At 58.5% G+C, this 22709-nt stretch carries 25 protein-coding genes; 22 read left to right on the top strand and 3 right to left on the bottom strand.

The window, feature by feature from the left end:
• Position 1 precedes the first annotated feature (1 nt).
• From kdsA to ispD, 4 genes are all read left to right on the top strand, one after another.
• On the top strand, positions 2–847 hold the full coding sequence (gene kdsA / locus AB7M22_RS20860; RefSeq protein ID WP_007970708.1) for a 3-deoxy-8-phosphooctulonate synthase: 846 nt from the start codon (positions 2–4) through the stop codon (positions 845–847).
• Between the two features lie 155 nt (positions 848–1002).
• Complete coding sequence (gene eno / locus AB7M22_RS20855; protein WP_007907175.1) at positions 1003–2292, top strand: phosphopyruvate hydratase; 1290 nt, start codon at positions 1003–1005, stop codon at positions 2290–2292.
• A 171-nt stretch (positions 2293–2463) separates the two neighbouring features.
• Entirely contained in the window at positions 2464–2742 is a 279-nt protein-coding gene (ftsB, locus tag AB7M22_RS20850) for a cell division protein FtsB (RefSeq protein WP_007907178.1), read from the top strand.
• Positions 2739–3446, top strand: a complete 708-nt coding sequence (gene ispD, locus AB7M22_RS20845; protein ID WP_454187658.1) for a 2-C-methyl-D-erythritol 4-phosphate cytidylyltransferase — start codon at positions 2739–2741, stop codon at positions 3444–3446. Before ftsB ends, ispD begins: the two co-directional genes overlap by 4 nt.
• Before the next feature lie 4 nt (positions 3447–3450).
• Here ispD and AB7M22_RS20840 read toward each other — a convergent pair whose 3' ends face one another.
• On the bottom strand, positions 3451–4347 hold the full coding sequence (locus AB7M22_RS20840; protein ID WP_007907183.1) for a LysR substrate-binding domain-containing protein: 897 nt from the start codon (positions 4345–4347) through the stop codon (positions 3451–3453).
• A gap of 106 nt (positions 4348–4453) precedes the next feature.
• Here AB7M22_RS20840 and AB7M22_RS20835 point away from each other — a divergent pair, with 106 nt between their 5' ends.
• The 8 genes from AB7M22_RS20835 to rpoS all read left to right on the top strand — a co-directional run bounded on the left by AB7M22_RS20835 (position 4454) and on the right by rpoS (position 11599).
• Complete coding sequence (locus tag AB7M22_RS20835) at positions 4454–5566, top strand: S-(hydroxymethyl)glutathione dehydrogenase/class III alcohol dehydrogenase (RefSeq protein WP_454187657.1); 1113 nt, start codon at positions 4454–4456, stop codon at positions 5564–5566.
• 8 nt (positions 5567–5574) lie between these two features.
• The gene (gene fghA, locus AB7M22_RS20830; RefSeq protein WP_454187656.1) at positions 5575–6420 is read left to right on the top strand and encodes an S-formylglutathione hydrolase; all 846 of its coding nucleotides are present in this window, start codon (positions 5575–5577) and stop codon (positions 6418–6420) included.
• A 53-nt stretch (positions 6421–6473) separates the two neighbouring features.
• A complete protein-coding gene (gene ispF / locus AB7M22_RS20825; RefSeq protein WP_007907189.1) occupies positions 6474–6947 on the top strand; it encodes a 2-C-methyl-D-erythritol 2,4-cyclodiphosphate synthase in 474 nt (157 codons plus the stop codon).
• Positions 6944–8002, top strand: a complete 1059-nt coding sequence (gene truD / locus AB7M22_RS20820; protein ID WP_454187655.1) for a tRNA pseudouridine(13) synthase TruD — start codon at positions 6944–6946, stop codon at positions 8000–8002. The genes ispF and truD overlap by 4 nt, the downstream gene beginning before the upstream one ends.
• Positions 7990–8739 (top strand): 5'/3'-nucleotidase SurE, encoded by a 750-nt coding sequence (surE, locus tag AB7M22_RS20815; RefSeq protein WP_007907194.1) that lies wholly within the window; start codon positions 7990–7992, stop codon positions 8737–8739. The genes truD and surE overlap by 13 nt, the downstream gene beginning before the upstream one ends.
• 41 nt (positions 8740–8780) lie before the next feature.
• Positions 8781–9416 carry a protein-L-isoaspartate(D-aspartate) O-methyltransferase gene (locus tag AB7M22_RS20810; RefSeq protein ID WP_177318845.1) on the top strand — a complete coding sequence of 212 codons (636 nt, stop codon included), beginning with the start codon at positions 8781–8783 and terminating at the stop codon, positions 9414–9416.
• Between the two features lie 211 nt (positions 9417–9627).
• Positions 9628–10485 (top strand): peptidoglycan DD-metalloendopeptidase family protein, encoded by an 858-nt coding sequence (locus tag AB7M22_RS20805; RefSeq protein WP_007907198.1) that lies wholly within the window; start codon positions 9628–9630, stop codon positions 10483–10485.
• Between the two features lie 106 nt (positions 10486–10591).
• A complete protein-coding gene (rpoS, locus tag AB7M22_RS20800) occupies positions 10592–11599 on the top strand; it encodes an RNA polymerase sigma factor RpoS (protein ID WP_007907200.1) in 1008 nt (335 codons plus the stop codon).
• Between the two features lie 504 nt (positions 11600–12103).
• Here the strand turns inward: rpoS and fdxA are convergent.
• Complete coding sequence (gene fdxA / locus AB7M22_RS20795; protein ID WP_003222178.1) at positions 12104–12427, bottom strand: ferredoxin FdxA; 324 nt, start codon at positions 12425–12427, stop codon at positions 12104–12106.
• A gap of 142 nt (positions 12428–12569) precedes the next feature.
• Positions 12570–15137 (bottom strand): DNA mismatch repair protein MutS, encoded by a 2568-nt coding sequence (gene mutS, locus AB7M22_RS20790; RefSeq protein WP_177318844.1) that lies wholly within the window; start codon positions 15135–15137, stop codon positions 12570–12572.
• Positions 15138–15349: 212 nt separating this feature from the next.
• Here mutS and AB7M22_RS20785 point away from each other — a divergent pair, with 212 nt between their 5' ends.
• The 10 genes from AB7M22_RS20785 to AB7M22_RS20740 all read left to right on the top strand — a co-directional run bounded on the left by AB7M22_RS20785 (position 15350) and on the right by AB7M22_RS20740 (position 22707).
• Positions 15350–16084 carry an XRE family transcriptional regulator gene (locus tag AB7M22_RS20785; protein ID WP_454188842.1) on the top strand — a complete coding sequence of 245 codons (735 nt, stop codon included), beginning with the start codon at positions 15350–15352 and terminating at the stop codon, positions 16082–16084.
• 522 nt (positions 16085–16606) lie between these two features.
• Positions 16607–16957, top strand: coding sequence for a phage holin family protein (locus tag AB7M22_RS20780; RefSeq protein WP_008010200.1), 351 nt, complete (start codon positions 16607–16609; stop codon positions 16955–16957).
• A gap of 47 nt (positions 16958–17004) precedes the next feature.
• On the top strand, positions 17005–17523 hold the full coding sequence (locus AB7M22_RS20775; protein ID WP_454187654.1) for a hypothetical protein: 519 nt from the start codon (positions 17005–17007) through the stop codon (positions 17521–17523).
• 3 nt (positions 17524–17526) lie between these two features.
• Positions 17527–18138 carry a phage baseplate assembly protein V gene (locus tag AB7M22_RS20770; RefSeq protein WP_454187653.1) on the top strand — a complete coding sequence of 204 codons (612 nt, stop codon included), beginning with the start codon at positions 17527–17529 and terminating at the stop codon, positions 18136–18138.
• A gap of 10 nt (positions 18139–18148) precedes the next feature.
• Entirely contained in the window at positions 18149–18481 is a 333-nt protein-coding gene (locus AB7M22_RS20765) for a hypothetical protein (RefSeq protein ID WP_008010194.1), read from the top strand.
• Positions 18478–19473, top strand: coding sequence for a baseplate J/gp47 family protein (locus AB7M22_RS20760; RefSeq protein WP_454187652.1), 996 nt, complete (start codon positions 18478–18480; stop codon positions 19471–19473). Before AB7M22_RS20765 ends, AB7M22_RS20760 begins: the two co-directional genes overlap by 4 nt.
• Positions 19470–20105, top strand: a complete 636-nt coding sequence (locus tag AB7M22_RS20755; RefSeq protein WP_454187651.1) for a phage tail protein I — start codon at positions 19470–19472, stop codon at positions 20103–20105. Before AB7M22_RS20760 ends, AB7M22_RS20755 begins: the two co-directional genes overlap by 4 nt.
• On the top strand, positions 20106–21971 hold the full coding sequence (locus tag AB7M22_RS20750) for a phage tail-collar fiber domain-containing protein (RefSeq protein ID WP_454187650.1): 1866 nt from the start codon (positions 20106–20108) through the stop codon (positions 21969–21971).
• 2 nt (positions 21972–21973) lie between these two features.
• A complete protein-coding gene (locus tag AB7M22_RS20745; protein WP_454187649.1) occupies positions 21974–22396 on the top strand; it encodes a phage tail assembly chaperone in 423 nt (140 codons plus the stop codon).
• Positions 22397–22497: 101 nt separating this feature from the next.
• Positions 22498–22707 (top strand): hypothetical protein, encoded by a 210-nt coding sequence (locus AB7M22_RS20740; protein ID WP_454187648.1) that lies wholly within the window; start codon positions 22498–22500, stop codon positions 22705–22707.
• The last annotated feature ends 2 nt before the right edge of the window (positions 22708–22709 follow it).

Raw genomic sequence — 22709 nt, 5'->3', positions numbered from 1 at the left:
GATGGCGCAGAAGATCATCCGCGTAGGCGATATCGAGATTGCCAACGACAAGCCAATGGTGCTGTTCGGTGGCATGAACGTGCTGGAAAGCCGCGACATGGCGATGCAGGTCTGCGAAGAGTACGTAAAGGTCACCGAGAAACTCGGTATCCCTTACGTGTTCAAGGCCAGTTTCGACAAGGCGAATCGTTCTTCTGTGACCTCTTACCGTGGCCCCGGCCTGGAAGAGGGCATGCGGATTTTCCAGGACATCAAGCAAGCCTTCGGTGTGCCGGTCATCACCGACGTCCATGAGCCTGATCAGGCCGCGGTCGTCGCTGAAGTCTGCGACATCATCCAGTTGCCGGCCTTCCTGTCGCGCCAGACCGACCTCGTGGTCGCGATGGCCAAGACCGGTGCGGTGATCAACATCAAGAAAGCCCAGTTCCTTGCGCCTCAGGAAATGAAACACATCCTGAACAAGTGCGTAGAAGCCGGTAACGATCAGTTGATCCTCTGTGAGCGTGGTTCGAGCTTCGGCTACAACAACCTGGTCGTCGACATGCTTGGCTTCGGCATCATGAAGCAGTTCGAATACCCGGTGTTCTTCGACGTGACCCACGCGCTGCAAATGCCTGGCGGTCGCTCCGATTCCGCTGGCGGTCGTCGTGCCCAGGTCACCGACCTGGCCAAGGCCGGCATGAGCCAGTCGCTGGCCGGGCTGTTCCTTGAAGCCCACCCGGATCCGGATAACGCCAAATGCGACGGCCCTTGCGCCCTGCGTCTGGACAAACTGGAGCCATTCCTGGCCCAGCTCAAAGCACTGGACGAATTGGTTAAAAGTTTTCCGACGGTAGAAACCGCGTAAACCCCGATTCTCCGGTAAAGTACTGCACGGTTTAACGCTCAGGCCCTCGGGCTTGAGCCTTGTCGTCCGCAAGCCTGCCTCCTGTCTGTCACTTGCCGACGATAAAGATTTCCTTCAGCTGCGTCGTTTTCGTCAACTTTGGAGTGTTCACAACAATGGCAAAAATCGTCGACATCAAAGGTCGTGAAGTTCTCGACTCCCGTGGCAATCCCACTGTGGAAGCAGACGTGCTTCTCGATAACGGCATCATCGGCAGCGCTTGCGCGCCATCCGGTGCTTCCACTGGCTCGCGTGAAGCGCTCGAGCTGCGTGATGGCGACAAGAGCCGTTACCTGGGCAAAGGCGTTCTGAAAGCCGTCGCCAACATCAACGGTCCGATCCGCGACCTGTTGCTGGGTGCAGACCCAAGCGACCAGAAAGCGCTGGATCACGCGATGATCAAGCTGGACGGCACCGAAAACAAAGCGACCCTGGGCGCCAACGCGATCCTCGCCGTTTCCCTGGCCGCGGCCAAGGCAGCAGCACAGGACCAGGACCTGCCGCTGTACGCTCACATCGCTAACCTGAACGGCACCCCGGGTGTTTACTCGATGCCGGTTCCGATGATGAACATCATCAACGGTGGCGAGCACGCCGATAACAACGTCGACATCCAGGAATTCATGGTTCAGCCAGTAGGCGCCAAGTCTTTCTCGGAAGGTCTGCGTATGGGCACCGAGATTTTCCATCACCTTAAAGCTGTACTGAAGGCTCGTGGCCTGAGCACTGCCGTTGGTGATGAAGGTGGTTTCGCGCCGAACCTGGCCTCCAACGAAGACGCTTTGAAAGTGATCTCCGAAGCCGTGGCCAACGCCGGTTACAAGCTGGGCACCGACGTGACCCTGGCGCTGGACTGCGCAGCCAGCGAATTCTACGAAGACGGTAAATACAACCTGTCCGGCGAAGGCCAGGTGTTCACCGCTGAAGGTTTCGCCGATTACCTGAAAGGTCTGACCGAGCGTTACCCGATCATCTCCATCGAAGACGGTCTGGACGAGTCCGACTGGGCTGGCTGGAAAATCCTCACCGACAAGATCGGCGAGAAGACTCAGCTGGTGGGCGACGACCTGTTCGTGACCAACACCAAGATCCTGAAAGAAGGCATCGATAAAAAGATCGCCAACTCGATCCTGATCAAGTTCAACCAGATCGGCACCCTGACCGAAACCCTGGAAGCCATCCAGATGGCCAAGGCCGCTGGTTACACCGCCGTGATCTCGCACCGCTCCGGCGAAACCGAAGATTCGACCATTGCCGACCTGGCTGTGGGCACTGCGGCTGGCCAGATCAAGACCGGCTCCCTGTGCCGTTCCGACCGCGTTTCCAAGTACAACCAACTGCTGCGTATCGAAGAGCAGTTGAATGGCAAAGCCAAGTACAACGGTCGTAGCGAATTCCGCGGCTGAGTGGTAAACGATAAAAAGACACCGGATTGTGTCGGAAAAATCGCAGCAGCGATGGATTTGCCACTAATCTGATGCCTTAAGAGCACAAGCCTGGTTCTTCCAGGCTTCGTGCTATCAGAAGCTTCAAAGTTTTGGCATGGCTGTCTTTTTTCACTGGATACCTGATATTCGATGCGCAGTCCCAATTGGTTGTTCCTCGTCTTGCTCTTGCTGCTGGCCGGCCTGCAGTACCGCCTGTGGGTGGGTAATGGCAGTCTGGCGCAAGTCGCCGAGCTGAAGCAGCAGATTGCGGATCAACACGCCGAGAACGAGGCGTTGCTGGAGCGCAATCGGGTGATGGACGCCGAAGTCAGCGAATTGAAAAAGGGCATGGAGACCGTTGAAGAACGGGCTCGTCATGAGTTGGGCATGGTCAAGGACGGTGAAACCCTTTACCAGTTGGCCCAATGATTAATTCGTTACCGGCCTTCTGGGCCGTGATTCCTGCCGCGGGCGTCGGTGCCCGTATGGCCGCGGACCGTCCCAAGCAATACTTGCAGTTGGGCGGGCGCACTATTCTCGAACACAGCCTCGGCTGTTTCCTCGATCATCCTGCCCTGAAGGGGTTGGTGGTCAGTCTTGCTATCGACGATCCTTACTGGCCGAACCTGGCCTGTGCTGCCGATCCGCGTATTCAGCGGGTTGAAGGCGGCGTCGAACGTTCCGGGTCGGTGCTCAATGCGTTGCTGCATTTGCATGCGCTGGGCGCTGACGATGAGGATTGGGTGTTGGTTCACGATGCTGCACGACCGAATCTGGCGCGTGATGATCTCGATAAATTGCTCAGTGAGCTGGCTGATGATCCGGTTGGCGGTCTATTGGCGGTGCCTGCGCGCGACACCCTCAAGCGGGTCGACAAGCATGGGCGCGTGCTGGAAACGGTGGATCGCAGTGTGATCTGGCAGGCCTATACGCCGCAAATGTTTCGCCTTGGCGCGTTGCATCGGGCATTGGCGGACAGTCTGGTGGCGGATGTTGTCATCACCGATGAAGCCTCGGCCATGGAATGGTCGGGCCAGGCGCCGCGCCTGATTGAAGGGCGATCCGATAACATCAAAGTCACTCGACCCGAAGATCTTGAATGGTTGCGCCAGCGTTGGGCTAACCGCCGCTAAAATCTCAAACCCGATACTCCGGCCGTTCAGCCAACCCTTCCTTCAAATAATCCACCAACTTGCGCACTTTCGGCGACAGATGCCGTTGCTGTGGGTAAAGCGCCCATACGGCGGTGTTCGGCGGTTGGTGGGCTTCCAGTAGCGAAATCAATTCGCCGTTTTTCAGGTGTTCCAGCACGTAGTAATCCGGCAACTGACACAACCCAACCCCTTGTAGCGCGGCATCCAGCACCGCCTGCCCACTGTTGCAGCGCCAGTTTCCCTGTACGCGTTGGGAAAATTCCCGCCCGTTCTGTTCCAGCTGCCAGATATCCGAGCTGCCAATGAGGCAATTATGGCGACTCAGTTCCGACAAGCTGTGTGGGCGCCCATACCGTTCCAGGTAGGACGGCGAGGCGCACAGGTACATGCGCCGTGGCGCCAGGCGCGTCGCGACCAATCTTGAATCCTGCAGGCGACCGAGGCGGATGGCCAGGTCCAGCCCTTCATGCACCAGATCGAGCGGTCGGTTGCTCAGCTCGATGTCGACGCGCAGTTGTGGATACAGCCCCATGAAGCGAGTCACCAGTGGCACGATGAATCGTTCGCCATAGGCCACGGCGCAGGTCATGCGCAGCATGCCCTTGGGTTCGCTGGTCAGGTCGCCGACAGCGCGCAAGGCTTCTTCGCGACCGTCCTGCAAACGCTGGCAATGCTGCAAAAAGGTTTGCCCGGCCTCGGTCAGTGTGACCCGGCGGGTGCTGCGATAGAGCAAACGGGTTTGCAGGCGCTCTTCCAGCCGTACGATTTGGCGACTGATGTGAGAGGAAGACACCCCAAGACGCTCAGCCGCGGCGGTGAATTGGCTGCACTCGGCCACGGCGACGAATTCATCGATGCCTTCCCAGCGGTTCTCTGACATGAAGATTGTCCCTGTACAGCAATAATATTTTGCATTTGCCCTGATTATTCATCGCTGGGCGCTGTATTACACTCTTTGTCTCGTTTTTATTCACTGGAGAGTCAGCATGATCAAGTCGCGCGCCGCCGTTGCCTTCGAGGCCAAGAAACCCCTCGAAATCGTTGAAGTCGATGTCGCCATGCCCAAGGCCGGTGAAGTCTTGCTGCGCGTAGTCGCCTCCGGTGTCTGCCATACCGATGCCTACACCCTCTCGGGCGCGGACCCGGAAGGTATCTTCCCGTCGATCCTGGGGCACGAAGGTGGCGCGGTGGTCGAAGCGATCGGCGAGGGCGTGACTTCGGTTGCGGTCGGCGACCATGTGATCCCGCTGTACACCCCGGAATGTGGCAAGTGCAAATTCTGCCTGTCGGGCAAAACCAACCTCTGCCAGGCGATTCGTGCGACTCAGGGTAAAGGCCTGATGCCAGATGGCACTTCGCGTTTTTCCTACAAGGGCGAAACAATTTTCCACTACATGGGCACCTCGACTTTCTCCGAGTACACCGTGCTGCCGGAAATCTCCGTCGCCAAAATTCCGAAAGAAGCACCACTGGAAAAAGTCTGCCTGCTGGGTTGTGGCGTCACCACTGGCATCGGCGCGGTAATCAACACCGCCAAGGTCAAGCCGGGCGATACCGTCGCCATCTTCGGTCTGGGCGGTATCGGTCTGTCGGCTGTGATTGGCGCGGTCAAAGCCAAGGCAGGGCGGATCATCGCCATTGACATCAACCCGGCCAAGTTCGAGATCGCCAAGCAATTGGGCGCGACCGATTGTGTAAACCCGAAAGACTTCGATCGTCCGATTCAGGAAGTGATCGTCGACATGACTGATGGTGGCGTCGACTTTTCCTTCGAGTGCATCGGCAACGTCCAGTTGATGCGTGCTGCACTTGAGTGCTGCCACAAAGGTTGGGGTGAGTCGGTGATCATCGGCGTGGCCGGTGCCGGTCAGGAAATCTCCACCCGTCCATTCCAACTGGTGACCGGTCGCGTCTGGCGCGGCTCGGCGTTCGGTGGTGTGCGCGGGCGTTCCGAGTTGCCGAGCTATGTTGAAATGGCCCAGACCGGCGAGATTCCGCTGGATACCTTCATCACCCATACGATGGGCCTGGAAGATATCAACAAGGCGTTTGACCTGATGCATGAAGGCAAAAGCATCCGTAGCGTCATCCATTTCTGAGGTCGGTCATGAGCCTGGAAAATATCTCCTGCCAGAAAAGCTTCGGTGGCTGGCACAAGCGCTACCGGCACCGCTCCGACGTGCTCGGTTGCGACATGGTGTTTGCCGTGTACCTGCCGCCACAAGCAGAGCAGGGCGGCAAACTGCCGGTGCTGTACTGGTTGTCTGGCCTGACCTGCACCGACGAGAACTTCATGCAAAAGGCCGGCGCCATGCGCATGGCTGCCGAGCTTGGGCTGATCATCGTCGCACCGGACACCAGCCCTCGCGGTCCTGATGTGCCGGGTGATCCAGATGGCGCCTGGGACTTCGGTCTCGGTGCCGGTTTTTATCTGAATGCCACTCAGGAACCCTGGTCCCGGCACTATCGGATGCATGACTATGTCGTGCAGGAATTGCCGGCATTGGTCGAAGAGCATTTCCCGACATCGGACAAGCGTGGCATCAGTGGTCACTCCATGGGCGGCCATGGCGCGTTGGTCTGTGCGTTGCGCAATCCGGGGCGTTATCTGTCGGTGTCGGCGTTCTCGCCGATCAACAATCCAATGGATTGCCCTTGGGGCCAGAAAGCCTTTTCCCGTTACTTGGGAGAAGACCGTTCGAAGTGGCGCGAATGGGATGCCTGTGCATTGATCGCCGAGGCTGACGAGAAGCTGCCGTTGCTGGTCGATCAGGGTGATCGCGATGATTTCCTGGCCACCCAGCTCAAGCCTGAAGCCTTGCAACAGGCCGCCAAACTGGCGGGGCATCCGCTGACGTTGCGTCTGCAACCGGGCTACGACCACAGTTATTTCTTCATCGCCAGCTTCATTGACGACCACCTGCAACATCATGCGCGCGCGCTAAGCGCCTAATGTCCGACAAAGCAGGTAGAATCACGCCCTGACAAAAATCGGGGCGTTTTTTTATGCGTATTGGCCACGGCTATGATGTGCACCGTTTCGCTGAAGGCGATTTCATTACTCTGGGCGGCGTGCGTATTGCACACGGCTTCGGGCTGCTCGCTCACTCCGACGGTGACGTCCTGCTGCACGCCTTGAGCGATGCCTTGCTCGGCGCTGCCGCGCTGGGTGATATCGGCAAGCACTTCCCGGACACCGACCCGCAATTCAAGGGCGCCGACAGCCGTGTGCTGCTGCGTCACGTTGTCGCGCTGATCCACGCCAAGGGCTGGAAAGTCGGCAACGTCGATAACACCATCGTCGCCCAGGCCCCGAAAATGGCCCCGCATATCGAATCGATGCGCGCGCTGATTGCCGCGGATCTTCAAGTTGAGTTGGATCAAGTGAACGTGAAAGCTACCACCACCGAAAAGCTCGGCTTTGTCGGTCGCGAAGAAGGCATTGCCGTGCACTCCGTTGCCCTGTTGCTGCGCGCATGAACGATCTGCAATTGCTTGGCCCCCGGGCCTATGGTGAGGCTCTCGGTACCGCGGTACTGAAAGCTACAGCGGAAGATTTTCAGGTCGATGAGGTGCTTGATATCCCCCTCAGTGGTGATGGCGAACACCTGTGGATCTGGGTGGAAAAGCGCGGCCTGAATACCGAAGAAGCGGCACGGCGCATCGCCAAGGCGGCGGGTGTGCCGTTGCGCACCGTCAGCTATGCCGGCCTCAAGGACCGTCAGGCGCTGACTCGCCAGTGGTTCAGCGTGCAACTGCCAGGCAAGGCCGATCCTGATCTGTCGGCGGCGGAAAACGACACGCTGAAAATCCTCAAGACCGGTCGGCATAAACGCAAACTGCAACGCGGTGCCCACTCGGCCAACGGTTTCACCTTGCGCTTGACCCAGTTCGCCGGTGACAAGGCGGCGATCGAAGAGCGTCTGCAACTGATCGCCAAGCAAGGTATTCCCAATTATTTCGGCGCCCAGCGTTTCGGCTTTGACGGCGGTAACGTGGTCGATGCTCGTGCCTGGGCGGCGCGCAAGGCCCTGCCGGAACAACGCAATGTACGTTCGCGGCTGCTCTCCACCGCACGCAGCTTTCTGTTCAATCAAGTGTTGGCGGCGCGCGTCGCCGATGGCACTTGGCAGCGCGCTCAGGTGGGCGATCTGCTGGCGTTCACCGACAGCCGCAGTTTCTTCCCGGCCGGTGAGGCCGAATGCAGCGACCCTCGTCTGGCGATTCTCGACCTGCACCCGACCGGCCCGCAGTGGGGCGAAGGTGACTCGCCGACGTCAGGCGCTGTCCATGAACTGGAGCAGGCAATCGCCGTGCGCGAAGCGGATCTGCGCGATTGGTTGATTAACGCCGGAATGAGCCACGAACGTCGCATCCTGCGGCTGCCCATTGGTGGGTTGACGTGGCATTATCCCGAACCTGACATTCTGCAACTGGAATTCGTCCTGCCGGCCGGATGCTTCGCCACCGTATTGGTGCGTGAACTCGTCGATCTGGTGCCGGTGGGGCAGACGGACAGCCCATGCGTATTCTGATTTCTAACGACGATGGGGTAACTGCACCCGGTCTCGCCGCGCTTTATGCTGCGCTGGCGGATTACACCGAATGTGTGGTTATCGCCCCGGACCAGGACAAAAGCGGCGCCAGCAGCTCGCTGACGCTCGATCGTCCGTTGCACCCGCAAACTCTGGCCAATGGCTTTATCAGCCTCAACGGCACACCCACCGACTGCGTGCACCTGGGCCTTAACGGCTTGCTGGAGCTCGAGCCGGACATGGTGGTTTCCGGCATCAACCTGGGGGCCAACCTGGGGGATGATGTGCTGTATTCCGGCACCGTGGCGGCGGCCCTCGAGGGACGTTTCCTTGGGCGTCCTTCGTTTGCCTTTTCGCTCGTCTCACGGCAAGTAGAGAACCTTCCCACAGCCGCTTATTTTGCGCGCAAACTGGTAGAGGCTCACGCGGACCTTGATCTGCCACCGCGCACGGTACTGAACGTGAACATTCCCAACTTGCCGCTGGAGCACATCCGCGGTATTCAGCTGACCCGCCTCGGCCATCGCGCCCGCGCCGCGGCACCGATGAAAGTGGTCGACCCGCGTGGTAAATCCGGTTACTGGATCGCCGCGGCGGGGGACGCTGAAGATGGTGGCCCGGGTACCGATTTCCATGCGGTGATGCAAGGCTATGTTTCAATCACGCCACTGCAACTGGACCGCACCTTTAATGATGCCTTCAGAAGTCTCGATGGCTGGCTGGAGGGTCTGCGTTAATGTCTCGTGAACAAGACCATATTCTGCATCGCGGTATCGGGATGACCTCCCAACGGACCCGTGAGCGTCTGATTCAGCGCCTCTATGAAGAGGGAATATCCAACGCCAAGGTGCTGGAAGTCATCCGCCGCACCCCGCGTCATCTGTTCGTCGATGAGGCGCTGGCTCATCGCGCCTATGAAGATACAGCGTTGCCGATCGGGCATAACCAGACCATTTCCCAGCCTTATATGGTGGCTCGCATGAGCGAGCTGTTGCTGGAGGCCGGTCCGTTGGACAAGGTGATGGAAATCGGCACCGGTTCGGGTTACCAGACGGCCGTGCTGTCGCAATTGGTCGAGCGGGTTTTTTCCGTGGAGCGCATCAAGGTTCTGCAAGACCGGGCCAAGGAGCGCCTGGTGGAGCTGAACCTGCGCAACGTGGTGTTTCGCTGGGGCGATGGTTGGGAAGGCTGGCCGGCACTGGCGCCATACAACGGCATCATCGTCACCGCCGTGGCCACCGACGTGCCTCAGGCACTGCTCGATCAGTTGGCACCGGGTGGGCGACTGGTGATTCCGGTCGGCTCCGGTGAAGTTCAACAATTGATGTTGATCATCCGTGAAGAACAGGGCTTTTCCAGACGTGTTCTGGGGGCTGTGCGCTTTGTGCCATTGCTCAATGGGCCGTTGGCCTGAGCATTTGTTTAAGCACGCTGAATTCTCTTCGATTGCCCGGGTCTTACAGCGGCATCGATTGGTTAAACAGAATTCATCGTCAGGCAGCAAACGTGTGCGCGAAGCGAATTCGCTTCATTAAAGGTAAAGCCTGTTCGGCCCGTTATACTTGCGACATTTCGTGCCTGAGCACGGCAATCCATATTTTCAGCCACCACAAAGGGAGCGGCGGGTGAGTCTCACAGTCATTGCGCAGCGAATGGGTATATCGAGCTTTCAGCGTCTGGTGACTGGCCTTGTCTTGAGTACCTTGCTGGTTGGTTGTTCCAGCACCAAATCAGGTAGTGCGAGCGTCGTCGATCGCAACAACGCGGTCGCCCAGCGTCCGGCCGTGACCACCGGACAGTACGTTGTCCGCCCCAAGGACACGTTGTTCTCCATCGCTTTTCGCTACGGTTGGGACTACAAAGCCCTCGCGGCACGGAACAACATTCCTACGCCTTACACGATCCATCCGGGTCAGACAATTCGCTTCGACGGTCGCAGCGGTTCAACGCCGACGGCGGTAGTGAGTTCGTCCAGTTCCTCGCCTTCGTCGTCGAGTAAAACCACAGTCATTCGGCGCCAGGCAAATGGCGCGACGACCACTACAACAGTGCTTGCACCGTCCGTCGCCAACAAGCCGGCACCCGCGCCACTGCCTCCCGCCGGTCCGGCCCCGACGGGCTGGGGGTGGCCTTCTAATGGCATTCTGATTGGTAAATTCTCTTCAAACGGTAGTTTGAATAAAGGAATTGATATCGCCGGAGATTTGGGACAGCCTGTTTTAGCTGCGTCTGATGGGACGGTGGTATACGCCGGGAGTGGCTTAAGGGGCTACGGCGAATTAGTCATCATCAAACACAGCGATACCTACGTCAGTGCCTACGGACATAACCGCAGGCTGTTGGTTCGGGAGGGGCAGCAGGTCAAAGTCGGACAGACAATTGCCGAAATGGGGTCAACGGGTACAGACCGGGTGAAACTGCATTTTGAGATTCGCCGACAAGGTAAACCTGTAGATCCGCTGCAATTCCTGCCACGTCGTTGATTTGTTAGCCAGCCTGTTCCGTCACGTAGAGGGAACAGGCTCCAGCGTTGCCAAGGATCAAGGCGCCGCTTGAGCTTGAGGTCGAACTCACCAAAGGACTATAACAATGGCTCTCAGTAAAGAAGTGCCGGAGTTTGACATCGACGATGAGGTTCTCCTGATGGAGACCGGCATCGCCACGGATTCGATGTCGAATGATGAAGGGGATGCACCACCTTCCGTTCGTGCCAAATCCAAACACTCCGCTTCGCTTAAGCAACACAAGTACATCGACTACACACGGGCACTCGATGCCACTCAGCTGTACCTCAACGAAATCGGCTTTTCCCCATTGCTCTCCCCGGAGGAAGAAGTTCATTTTGCGCGCTTGTCGCAAAGTGGCGATCCGGCCGGACGCAAGCGCATGATTGAAAGCAACCTGCGGCTGGTGGTGAAAATCGCCCGGCGTTACGTCAATCGTGGGCTGTCGCTGCTGGACCTGATCGAAGAGGGCAACCTCGGCTTGATCCGGGCAGTAGAAAAGTTCGATCCCGAACGTGGATTCCGCTTTTCGACCTACGCCACCTGGTGGATTCGTCAGACCATCGAGCGCGCGATCATGAATCAGACCCGGACCATCCGGTTGCCGATCCATGTGGTCAAAGAGCTCAACGTGTACTTGCGAGCTGCGCGGGAGCTGACTCAAAAGCTCGATCACGAACCCTCACCCGAAGAAATCGCCAACCTGCTGGAGAAACCGGTAGGCGAGGTCAAGCGCATGCTCGGCCTGAACGAGCGGGTTTCTTCGGTCGACGTCTCGCTGGGTCCGGATTCGGATAAAACCCTGCTGGACACCCTTACCGACGACCGCCCGACCGATCCATGCGAACTGTTGCAGGACGACGACCTGTCACAGAGCATCGATCAGTGGCTCTCGGAGCTGACCGACAAGCAACGCGAGGTGGTCGTACGCCGCTTCGGCTTGCGAGGTCACGAGAGCAGCACACTTGAAGACGTAGGCCTGGAAATCGGCTTGACCCGGGAGCGGGTCAGGCAAATCCAGGTTGAAGGCCTCAAGCGGCTTCGGGAAATTCTCGAGAAAAACGGCCTGTCGAGCGAGTCGCTGTTCCAATAAGCAATTCGTTCAGCCGGTACAGAAAGCCCCAACTGGTTTGGGGCTTTTTGTTGCCGGGAATATGGGAGGTGCGTTGTTTTTTGCACCACCTCAGGTTTGTAGTCTCGTGCTGTAAGTCTTTGCTTACTCTTTCGTAAGTGTTCGTTATTTTTACACCCTGGCAGTTGTCTATTTAACCTGTGGTGTTTATTTATCTTGTTGATTTATATGAATATATTTTTAGATTAACGGCATGTGACAGGCGATTTCAGCGACAAAGGCCGATTGCTCTTGGTGGGGAATTCTCTAGTATCTGAACTGTGTCGACGGATAGACACGCCCTTCAAGGATGAGGGGAATGGATATCGCAGGAAGCGATTCATCAGGACGATGAAAAGGAACACAAGGAATAGGGAAAAAATGTGGGCGGGTCATACCGCCCCTTTTTTTTGCCTGCAGAAAAGCAAAAGATCTTTGGAAAAGCAAAAAGGCCCACAAGGGGCCTTTTCGAGAACGCGGGGGTAATCAGCGTTCGAGGTCTTTGATCTTGCCTTTGACGCCATCCCACTCTTCGGCATCGGGCAACGATTCTTTCTTCTCGGTGATGTTGGGCCAGATTTCCGCCAGCTCAACGTTCAGCTGAATGAATTCCTGCATATCTTCCGGAACTTCATCTTCGGAGAAGATGGCCACGGCAGGGCATTCTGGTTCGCACAGTGCGCAGTCGATGCACTCATCCGGGTGAATCACCAGGAAGTTCGGGCCTTCGTAAAAGCAGTCCACCGGACAGACTTCTACGCAGTCGGTGTACTTGCACTTGATGCAGTTGTCGGTGACGACGAAGGTCATTTCTAATTTTCTCCTCAGGCGGCGGCAGCGGAGCCCCTTCACGTTGGGGTCGCCAGGTTTGAGAGCGATAGTCTGCAGGTCAGGCTATTAGCCTGCAGCATCCCAAACCGCGCGAGATTCTAACAGCTTGCAGGCAAGTGCGTTAGATCCGTGTCTTTAGTGTATAGAGCATTTCGAGTGCACGACGCGGTGTTATGTCGTCCAGATCAAGTTTGGCCAGTTCATCCAGCACCGGATGCGGCAGGCTGGCGAACATGTCGCTCTGCTGTGGCGTGACCGGTTTGCCTTTGGCCGGCTTCGGAACTTCATGAGGCAGCGCCGTGGATTCCAGTCGGCTCAGATGCTCACGAGCACGCACGATCACTTCGCTCGGCACACCGGCCAACTGCGCAACCGCCAGGCCATAGCTCTGGCTGGCAGGCCCAGGCAACACGTGGTGCAGGAACACGATGCGTTCGTTGTGTTCGGTGGCATTGAGGTGCACGTTGGCCACCAGTGGCTGGGCTTCTGGCAGTACTGTCAGTTCGAAATAGTGGGTAGCGAACAGTGTGTAGGCCCGTAGGTGCGCCAGACGCTCGGCAGCGGCCCAGGCCAGGGACAGACCGTCGAAGGTGCTGGTGCCGCGACCGACTTCGTCCATCAGCACCAGGCTGCGCTCGGTGGCGTTGTGCAGGATGTTTGCGGTTTCGCTCATTTCAACCATGAAGGTCGACCGCCCGCCCGCCAAGTCATCGCTGGAACCGATTCGGGTGAAGATTCGGTCCACCAAGGACAATTCGCAACTGGCCGCCGGCACGAAACTGCCGATATGTGCCAGTAGCACGATCAACGCGGTCTGACGCATGTAGGTGGATTTACCACCCATGTTCGGACCGGTGATCACCAGCATGCGGGTATTGTCGTCAAGGCTCAGGTCATTGGCCACGAACGGCGTGGTGAGTACTTGCTCGACCACCGGGTGACGACCCTGGGTGATGCGCATGCACGGCTCGCTGACGAAGCGCGGGCAGTTCAGGTCCAGATTCAGTGCGCGCTCGGCGAGGTTGCTCAGCACGTCCAGCTCGGCCAATGCGGCGGCCGTGTCTTGCAAGGGTGGCAGCTGGGCGATCAAGTCTTCGAGCAACGCTTCGTAGAGCATCTTCTCGCGGGCCAGGGCGCGACTCTTGGCCGACAGCGCCTTGTCTTCGAACGCCTTTAGCTCCGGCGTGATGAAGCGCTCGGCACCTTTGAGGGTCTGGCGACGGATATAGTCCGCCGGTGCCGATTCGGCCTGCTTGCTCGGCAGCTCGATGAAGTAGCCGTGAATTCGGTTGTAGCCGACCTTCAAGTGCGACAGGCCGGTGCGGGCCTTCTCACGCGCTTCGAGATCAATCAGGAATTGCCCGGCGTTTTCGCTGAGCGATTGCAGTTCGTCGAGTTCGCTGTCGTAACCGGTTTTCAACACGCCGCCGTCACGGATGACTGCGGGCGGGTTGTCGATGATGGCTTTTTCCAGCAACGCCGCCAGTTCCGGATAGGTGCTGGTGGTCGCCGCCAGTTGAATGATGTGCGGGGCTTCAAGCTCGGCCATCGCTACCTGCAACTCTGGCAGTGCACCGAGGGCATCGCGCAGACGCGCCAAGTCACGAGGACGGGCATTACGCAGGCCGATCCGCGCCAGAATCCGCTCGATGTCGCCGATTTCCTTGAGCTGCGGTTGCAGTTTTTCGAAGCGGTAACCGTCGAGCAGGCAGGTGATCGAACTCTGACGCGCCAGCAATACGGTCAAATCCCGCAGCGGACGGTTCAGCCAGCGAGTCAGCAAGCGGCTGCCCATGGCGGTCTGGCAGCGGTCGACCACCGATTGCAAGGTGTTGTCGCGACCGCCGGCCAGGTTGGTGTCCAGTTCCAGGTTGCGACGGCTCGCGCCATCCAGCACCACGGTGTCGTCCAGGCGTTCATGACGCAGGCTGCGCAAATGCGGCAGGGCAGTGCGCTGGGTTTCCTTGGCGTAGCTGAGCAGGCAGCCAGCAGCGCCGATGGCCAGGGTCAGGTTCTCGCAGCCGAAACCTTTCAGGTCTTGGGTAGAAAACTGCTGACAAAGACTTTTCAGCGCCGAGTCGCGCTCGAAATCCCACGGCGCACGGCGACGAACCCCGCGACGTTTTTCCGCCGGCAGGTCTTTCGGCCAGTCGTCCGGGATCATCAGCTCTACCGGATTGACCCGCTCCAGTTCCGCCAGCAGATTTTCCCAGCCCTTGATCTCCAGCACGGTGAAGTTGCCGCTGGTAATGTCCAGCACCGCCAGACCGAACAGACGCTCATCACCCAGCACCGCTGCGATCAGGTTATCCCGACGTTCATCCAGCAGCGCTTCATCGCTGACAGTACCGGGGGTAATGATCCGCACTACCTGACGATCCACCGGGCCTTTACTGGTGGCCGGGTCGCCGACCTGCTCACAAATCACCACCGACTCGCCGAGCTTCACCAGTTTCGCCAGGTAACCTTCCGCGGCGTGGTAAGGAATCCCACACATCGGAATCGCCTGCCCCGCCGATTGCCCACGAGCCGTCAGGGTGATGTCCAGCAACTTGGCGGCCTTCTTCGCGTCTTCATAGAAGATCTCGTAGAAGTCGCCCATGCGATAGAACATCAGCTGGTCAGGGTGCTGGTTCTTCAGGCGCCAGTACTGCTGCATCATCGGGGTGTGGGAGGACAGATCGGAAATGGCTTTATTCATCGGAAATTCAGGAAAACTCGTTGAAAGGTGTAGGGCAAAGGAGGGGCATCGGCCCGGCTTTTCCGCGATGGGCGCAAGGTTAACATGGGCAGTCCGACCTACGCAGGCATGAAAGCGCCAAGGCACATTTCTGCTGGCTATGCACGATCTATGCAAATCAGCATTTGTCTTCCGAAAAAAGATCAAGCACTATGCGCGTTATGCAAAAACGCAATGTTTCTACCGTCTTAAGAGCACTGCTCGACCAGCACGGGATCTCCCCCACGGAGCTTCACCGTCGCACCGGCGTGCCTCAATCCACTCTCTCTCGCATTCTCAGCGGGAAGATCGTCGATCCTTCGGATAAACATATTTCGAAGATTGCCGAATACTTCTGCGTGAGCACCGATCAGTTGCGTGGCCGTGCGGATGTCTCGTCCGCCGCCAACGCTGGGCGCGATGAGTCGCACTCGGAACTCAAGGATATAAGCCTGTGGGACGACGATACGCCAGTCGATGATGACGAGGTGTCGGTCCCCTTTCTTCGCGAGGTTGAATTGGCTGCTGGATCAGGAAGATTCGTCATTGAAGAGAGCGAGCGCTCTAGCCTGCGCTTCGGCAAGCGCAGCTTGCGCCACAACGGCGTGCAGTTCGATCAGGCCAAATGCGTGACCGTGCGCGGCAATAGCATGTTGCCGGTACTGCGCGATGGCGCCACGGTCGGGGTGAATGCCGGTAAATGCGGGATTGGCGACATCGTCGACGGCGACCTGTACGCCATCAACCACAATGGCCAGTTGCGGGTGAAACAGCTTTATCGCCTGCCGACAGGGATTCGCCTGCGCAGCTTCAATCGCGATGAGCATCCGGACGAGGACTACAGCTTCCAGGAGATCCAGGAAGAGCAGATTGTCATCCTCGGTCACGTCTTCTGGTGGGGCATGTACGCCCGTTAACCTCACCGCTGTCAGATAAAACCCGCCACTGAGCGGGTTTTTTTCGTCTGCCAAAAACCACCAGCGCCTTTGTCTGCGGGGCTTTCATGCGTCTGTGCATTTCGAATGCATAAATAAATGCATTTATGCATTGACTGTATATGCATCCATGCATATTCTTTGTCCCAAGCCGCCCAACAAGGCGGCTCGAAACGAAGCTCTTTAGTTCCACCACAAAGGCAGCGATGAACCGGCCTCAACGGTTCAGAGGGTTGGCAACTGACCCGGGTGTGCAGCGTAAAGCACCAGAAGCAGTTATCCGGCGGGCAGGGACCGCGGTCGGAAAAACAATTTGAATCGATCCGTACCGCGCCAGTAGCGCCGAAAGATCAGCTTCCTTTTTTGTACACAGGATTAAAGGAAGGCGAAGGACCGCATTACTGAAAAGCCCGGCCAACATCGGGCTTTTTGGAATGCCTACCTCAAGAGACATCGCTTGAATCCAACACACATCACTCATCAATCACCCCCAGGAGGCGTGACATGACAAACGAGCAACAAGCGTTGCTGGACATGCCGATCTGGCTGGTCATCGTTCTCGCCCTGGTGGGCGGGGTGTCCGGCGAAATGTGGCGTGCCGACAAGGAGGGCGCCCGTGGCTGGTCGCTGCTGCGTCGTCTGGCGCTGCGCTCCGGGGCCTGCATGATCTGCGGCGTCTCGGCAATCATGCTGCTGTACGCCGCCGGTGTGTCGATCTGGGCCGCCGGTGCCTTTGGCTGCCTGACGGCGATGGCCGGGGCTGACGTGGCCATCGGGCTTTATGAACGCTGGGCCGCCAAGCGGATTGGCGTTTGCGAAGTACCACCGCGCGATTCTCGCCCCGATCAACAGTGAACCGGCCTCGCTGATCTTCGCGTTGCTACAGGAACAGGAGGCCATTAATGCCCGCCGTCATCGAAAAACCGTCGCAGCTGTTTTCCGCCATTGCCGAGACATTGCGCATCACCATTGCCGGCTTGAATGTCGGGAGTCATCAAGACTTCGACGGCACCGGCGATCAGCCTTGGGTGCTGATCGCCATCGAACGCGATGCGCCGGGCAATCGTGCCAACGACGGACGTATCGCTCATGTCCTGACGATTTCCTTGCAAGTCGTATTGCCCGGCACAGGCACAGGATTGGCGGCTTGCGACCTGGCCAGCGAATTGAAAAACCTGGTCACCGACAACCGCTGGAGTCTGTCGGGCGACCAATGTGATTTGCCCATGAACATTGATGGCATCCCATCCGCGTTCATCAGCGAAACACAGGAGTACACCGCCTGGACCGTTTCATTTACCCAAACCCTGTACCTCGGCCCAACGCTGCTCGAGGACCCGCTGGGCATTGCGAAATTCGCCCGCACCTGGGAGGTGTCGAACATCGACGACCCGGATCAATACACCGCACTCGAGGCCTGACCCATGTTTGATGCGCTTTTACGTATGCAGCTGGGTCCGATTATCGAGCGTCTGGCCGAGATGGAAACCGAGCTTGAAGACCTGCACCGGCGTGCCGACAGTTTCTGTCGCATCGGCGTTTGTCAGGAGGTCGATGCGGCCAGTAACACCTGCAAGGTCAGTCATGGTGAGCTGCTCACCCCGGCAATCCGGTTTTTCAATCCGAGTGCCGGCGCACAGAGCGAGTCGCGGATCCCCTCCGTGGGCGAGCAGTGTCTGTTGCTCAACCATGGCGGCGGTGAGGGCGGCGGGCAGTCGGTCGCGTTGTTCGGTCTCAACGGCGGTCAGTTTCCGCCCGTCTCGACCCAGGCATCGCTGACGCGTCGCCTCTATCAGGACGGCACGGAAAGTGGTTACGACGACGCCAGTCATGTTCTGCGCTGGAAAAACGGCCCGGCGGCGTTTACCGGTTCTCGCGAAAAGCTTGAATTGAGCATCGGCCCGGCGAGGCTGGCGATGACGCCTGAGGCCATCGAATTGCAACTGGGCGCCGTCGGCCTGCGGCTCGACGCTTCCGGTGTGCATCTGAGCGGCCCATTGGTGGATCACCAGGGCCGCGTCATCAGTACTGCATAAAGAGCTTCCCATGATCGGAATCGATAGAAACACCGGCGCGACGGTCGACGACTGGCTGCAATTTGTGCAGCGCGCCACCCGGGCGCTGACCACGCCTTTGGGCACTCGTCAGAAGCGTCCTTTATATGGCTGTGCACTCACTGAATTGCTGGGGCAGAACCTCGGCGACGACCTGCTGATTCTTGCCCAAAGCCATGCGGCCCAAGCGTTTTACAACCAGTACAACGGCATCGACGATTTCGAGCCACAAGTCATTGTCGCCAGTCGCCGCGGTGCCGGGCTGCTGCTGCGTTTCGCTGGCACCTGGAAAAATCGCCAACAGACTTTCGAGGTAATGGCATGAGCATGTTGATCCCCGGCCAGAACCAGTTGGCCGAACCGGCAATCGTCACGATCGAAGCGTTCGAGGATTTGCTCGCAGAGTTCAAAACCTTCGTCGTCGAGTACGTCGGCACCCGTTCCCCCGAGAGCGCGGCCAAGCTTGCAGTCAGCCTGGAAAATGAAAGCGAGTTACTGACCCTGGCCCTTGAAGCCTTTTGTGTGCGTCTGCAAATCCACGAACGCAAATACAACGCCCGCATCAAGCAGATGCTGGCGTGGTGGGCTACCGGGACCAATCTCGATGCTCGCCTCGCAGACATGGGGCTTGAGCGCCAGTTGCTGGACCCGGGCGACCCGGCGGCGTTCCCACCGGTTGCCCCAATTTTTGAGAGCGATGACGACGCCCGGTTGCGTTATTACCTGGCGCCGCATGCCCCGGCGGCTGGCTCTCGCATGCAGTATCGGCGTGAGATCTTCACCCTTGGCGAGCGACCTGCCGTGAAGGTGGAAACCGCGGCGGCGGGTGTGGTGACGGTCACTTACACCTTCGACCCGGACGGTTACGCGGCGCAGGTCAAGGACGGCAACGGGCGCCGCACCGCTCCAGGCGAAGTCACGGTCACGGTGCTTTCCCGAGAGGGCGATGGCACACCATCCGAAGCGCTGCTCGACGGTGTTCGCCAGCATTTCTCCCGGCCTGATGTACGACCCGAAACAGACCTTGTCACGGTGCAGGGCGCGCACATCAAGAACTACAAAATCCGGGTCGTGGCCAAGATCAACGCCGGTCCCGATTCGGGGCTGACCAAGGTTGCCGCGCAACAGCAGTTGCAGGCGTATGCCGATTCTTGTCACCGACTGGAAGGGCGGGTGGACCCGAGCTGGATCGACTACACGTTGCACAGCGCTGGCGCGGTTCAGTTGCAAATCCTTGAGCCGCTGGCGCCGATAGTGACGACGGCCTTTGAGGCCCCGTATTGCACCGGCGTCGAGGTGGAGGTGGACACGTTATGAATGAACAAACGTCGCGCCCGAGCCTGCTGCCAGTCAACAGCTCACCCTTGGAAAAGGCCCTCGATATCGGTTTCGGCACGTTGCTCGATCGCATCGCGCCGCCGTTCCCCGAGCTGATGAACCCGACTGCAACGCCCTTGGCGTTCTTGCCGTATCTGGCGGCGGATCGCGGGGTCAGCGAATGGAGCTCCGAGGCGGCCGAGGAGGAAAAACGCCTGACAGTAGAGCTCGCCTGGCCAACTGCACGACAGGCCGGGACGCGAAAGGCGCTGGAGAGCGCGGCCAAAGGTTTGCAATTGATGCCTGAGGTGCGCGCCTGGTATGAGCAAACGCCGCCAGGCCAGCCTTACAGTTTTTCCGTCAGGGCCTTTACCGAACAGCCTTACAGCGAAGAGATCGACGCCCGCCTTGACCGTCGCCTGGCCGATGCCAAAAGCGAACGGGACATCTTGTCGGTCTCGGTAGGCTTGAGTGCATTCGGCACTCACGTCATCGGCGCCGCCACCGTGTGCGGTGAGCTGACCACGGTTTATCCGATTGTCATCGAAGGGCTTGAAGAGTCGGGTCAGGCCTTCATGGCCGCCGGGCTCTACACCGTCGAAACCTCCACTATTTATCCACAGGGGTCCTAAATGGCCGACTATTACACCCTGCTCACCAACGCGGGGATCGCCTACGAAACCGCCTGTAAGGCGGCGGGCGTACCGATCAAGTTGTCGCAAATTTCCGTCGGTGACGGCGGGGGCGCGGTTTACAACCCGGCCGCCACGGCCACCGCGCTCAAACGTGAAGTGTGGCGTGGGCCACTCAATGCGCTGTTCCAGGATGAGCAAAACCCGAGCTGGTTGCTGGCCGAAGTGACTATCCCGCCTGACGTCGGTGGCTGGTATGTGCGTGAGGCCGGGCTGTGGACTGATACCGGCATTCTGTACGCCATCGTCAAGTATCCGGAATCGTTCAAACCGGTGTTGGCGACGTCGGGGTCGGGGAAAGAGTTCTACATTCGTTCTATTTTCGAGACCAGTAATGCGGCGTTGGTGACGTTGTTGATTGACGACACCGTGGTCAAGGCAACGCGGGCCTGGGTGATGAGTTACCTCGCCGAAGAACTCGGCAAACTCGACGGCAAGCAATCGGTGCGGGTAGCCGCCACCGCTAATGTGGTGTTGAACGGCGCGCAGCAGATCGATGGCATCGCGGCAGTTGCTGGTGATCGGGTGTTGTTGCCGAACCAGACGCTGGCCAAGGACAACGGCCTGTGGGTGGTTGCCAACGGCGACTGGGTACGGGCGAGCGATGCCAATACCAGTGCGAAAATTACGCCGGGCCTGACCGTCATGGTCGAAGAGGGCGCGGTGAATGGTGATTCGCTGTGGCACCTGACCACCAACGGGCCCATCACCCTAGGCACGACGGCGCTGACGTTTGAGATGTTGGCGGGGCGGACGGGGATTCAGCCGGGGACTTATAAGAGTCTGACTGTGGATAAGTACGGTCGGGCAACCGGCGGTTCGAATCCTGAAACGCTGGCCGGGTTCGGTATCAAGGACTCGTACACCAAGGCGCAAATCGAGGCGATGATTGCCGAGGCTTCGGCGCTGCCGGTCGGTGCGATGGTGCCGTTTCCTTTAGATAAGATCCCGCCGGGGTTTCTTGAAATTGATGGCAGTGTGAAGAGCATTGCGGTCTATCCGGATCTCGCTGCGTTCCTCGGCACGGTATTCAACAAGGGGGATGAGGGGGCCGGTAATTTCCGTTTGCCAGAATCGCGCGGCGAGTTCTTACGCGGTTGGGATCATGGGCGCGGCGTCGATGCTGGCCGTGCAATCGGCAGTTGGCAGGCTGATGACAACAAGGCGCACTCCCATACCGTAACCCGGATGCAGGCCTTCGCCAATGCGTCGGGGAGTAATCCGGCGGCGGTTGTCGTGGACAACGGCAACATGGCCGTAACCCTCAACTTCGGTACAGGCTTCAATAGCTCTGGAGGGACGGAGGCTCGACCGCGAAACATGGCGGTTATGTGGTGCATCAAGGCCTGGAATGCGCCGATCAATCAGGGAAATATTGATGTCGCGGCGCTGGCTGCGTTGGCTGCTCCCGCTACTGAAACCCATCAGGGTACAGCCAAGGTCGCTACGCAGAATCAGGCGGATGTCGGAAGCGATGACGCTACCTTTATCACGCCAAAAAAAATGCGTTGGGGAATAACCGCCAGCCTTAACGCGAACGGCTACATCATTTTCCCGACGTGGATGTTCAGCTTCATTATCCAGTGGACCACTGTCGGTAATATTCCAGCGGGTGCATCAGGGTCTGTTGCCTGGCCTATTGCTTTCCGAACCGCGTGTCTCTTTGGGGGGGCTTGTCCTGTTGGGAACTCCTCTAACACTTCGGCGGGAAATATCGTGCCGGGTGCCGTTTCAACCACGGGTGTCAACTTATACAACTGGGGGGCAATTACCGCGCCTTCCCGCGCATGGGCATTTGGAGTGTGAGCATGAAGCGTTTCTACAGCCAGTCTACCGGTTGCACTTATCTCCACGGCTTTCACACGCAAATACCCGAGGACGCTAAACCCATTACCGAGGAGCACTATCAAGCTGTATTGGCAAATCCGGTGCCGGGCAAGGTTCGCGGTCATGATGCTGACGGATTGCCGATCCTGATCGATCCGCCACCCGAAGATCTGGCCGCGACGGAGAGAGCCTGGCGCAACTTCGAAATTCTGCGGGTGCAATGGATTCGTGACCGGTACCGAGACGAGCAAGAGCTGAGTCGGCCGTCCTCGATCACGTCGGAACAATTTTCGGGGTTGCTGGATTACATGCAGGCGCTGCGCGATTGGCCGGAACAGCAGGAGTTTCCCGCCGAGCAGTTCCGTCCGGTACAACCTGCCTGGATCTCCGAGCAAACCCAATAAACGCCCCGCACCGACGGGGCGTTTTCTTATCCGTCAAACACCAAACAACACCCGACAGCCCCTTCCTCAAAAGGGGCTTTTTCGTATCTGGAGAAACCCAAATGGCACAACGCCAAACCTACACCGTGCTCCTCCCATTCCCTACCGGGGGTGGCCATTGGTCGAGCGTCGGCCAAGAACTCGACCTGCTCGATGTGGAGGCCAGTGCGTTACGCAGCGCCGGCCGTCTGGAGCTGAAAAAAACTGAGGCCGCCGAATCGGCCTCTACATCCACCAAGGCCTTGAAGGCCGCTGCCAAGAAGGCTGAATAACC

Source organism: Pseudomonas sp. ADAK2 TE3594 (assembly GCF_053628675.1).
Note: the sequence above shows the minus strand (reverse complement) of the source record. Positions and strands in the feature narration are given on the sequence as shown.

Bases quoted from the DNA above. Each gene is read 5' to 3' on its own strand.
- kdsA (WP_007970708.1), top strand. From the start codon at position 2: ATGGCGCAGAAGATCATCCGCGTAGGCGATATCGAGATTGCCAACGAC.
- eno (WP_007907175.1), top strand. From the start codon at position 1,003: ATGGCAAAAATCGTCGACATCAAAGGTCGTGAAGTTCTCGACTCCCGT.
- ftsB (WP_007907178.1), top strand. From the start codon at position 2,464: ATGCGCAGTCCCAATTGGTTGTTCCTCGTCTTGCTCTTGCTGCTGGCC.
- ispD (WP_454187658.1), top strand. From the start codon at position 2,739: ATGATTAATTCGTTACCGGCCTTCTGGGCCGTGATTCCTGCCGCGGGC.
- AB7M22_RS20840 (WP_007907183.1), bottom strand. From the start codon at position 4,347: ATGTCAGAGAACCGCTGGGAAGGCATCGATGAATTCGTCGCCGTGGCC.
- AB7M22_RS20835 (WP_454187657.1), top strand. From the start codon at position 4,454: ATGATCAAGTCGCGCGCCGCCGTTGCCTTCGAGGCCAAGAAACCCCTC.
- fghA (WP_454187656.1), top strand. From the start codon at position 5,575: ATGAGCCTGGAAAATATCTCCTGCCAGAAAAGCTTCGGTGGCTGGCAC.
- ispF (WP_007907189.1), top strand. From the start codon at position 6,474: ATGCGTATTGGCCACGGCTATGATGTGCACCGTTTCGCTGAAGGCGAT.
- truD (WP_454187655.1), top strand. From the start codon at position 6,944: ATGAACGATCTGCAATTGCTTGGCCCCCGGGCCTATGGTGAGGCTCTC.
- surE (WP_007907194.1), top strand. From the start codon at position 7,990: ATGCGTATTCTGATTTCTAACGACGATGGGGTAACTGCACCCGGTCTC.
- AB7M22_RS20810 (WP_177318845.1), top strand. From the start codon at position 8,781: ATGACCTCCCAACGGACCCGTGAGCGTCTGATTCAGCGCCTCTATGAA.
- rpoS (WP_007907200.1), top strand. From the start codon at position 10,592: ATGGCTCTCAGTAAAGAAGTGCCGGAGTTTGACATCGACGATGAGGTT.
- fdxA (WP_003222178.1), bottom strand. From the start codon at position 12,427: ATGACCTTCGTCGTCACCGACAACTGCATCAAGTGCAAGTACACCGAC.
- AB7M22_RS20785 (WP_454188842.1), top strand. From the start codon at position 15,350: ATGCAAAAACGCAATGTTTCTACCGTCTTAAGAGCACTGCTCGACCAG.
- AB7M22_RS20780 (WP_008010200.1), top strand. From the start codon at position 16,607: ATGACAAACGAGCAACAAGCGTTGCTGGACATGCCGATCTGGCTGGTC.
- AB7M22_RS20775 (WP_454187654.1), top strand. From the start codon at position 17,005: ATGCCCGCCGTCATCGAAAAACCGTCGCAGCTGTTTTCCGCCATTGCC.
- AB7M22_RS20770 (WP_454187653.1), top strand. From the start codon at position 17,527: ATGTTTGATGCGCTTTTACGTATGCAGCTGGGTCCGATTATCGAGCGT.
- AB7M22_RS20765 (WP_008010194.1), top strand. From the start codon at position 18,149: ATGATCGGAATCGATAGAAACACCGGCGCGACGGTCGACGACTGGCTG.
- AB7M22_RS20760 (WP_454187652.1), top strand. From the start codon at position 18,478: ATGAGCATGTTGATCCCCGGCCAGAACCAGTTGGCCGAACCGGCAATC.
- AB7M22_RS20755 (WP_454187651.1), top strand. From the start codon at position 19,470: ATGAATGAACAAACGTCGCGCCCGAGCCTGCTGCCAGTCAACAGCTCA.
- AB7M22_RS20750 (WP_454187650.1), top strand. From the start codon at position 20,106: ATGGCCGACTATTACACCCTGCTCACCAACGCGGGGATCGCCTACGAA.
- AB7M22_RS20745 (WP_454187649.1), top strand. From the start codon at position 21,974: ATGAAGCGTTTCTACAGCCAGTCTACCGGTTGCACTTATCTCCACGGC.
- AB7M22_RS20740 (WP_454187648.1), top strand. From the start codon at position 22,498: ATGGCACAACGCCAAACCTACACCGTGCTCCTCCCATTCCCTACCGGG.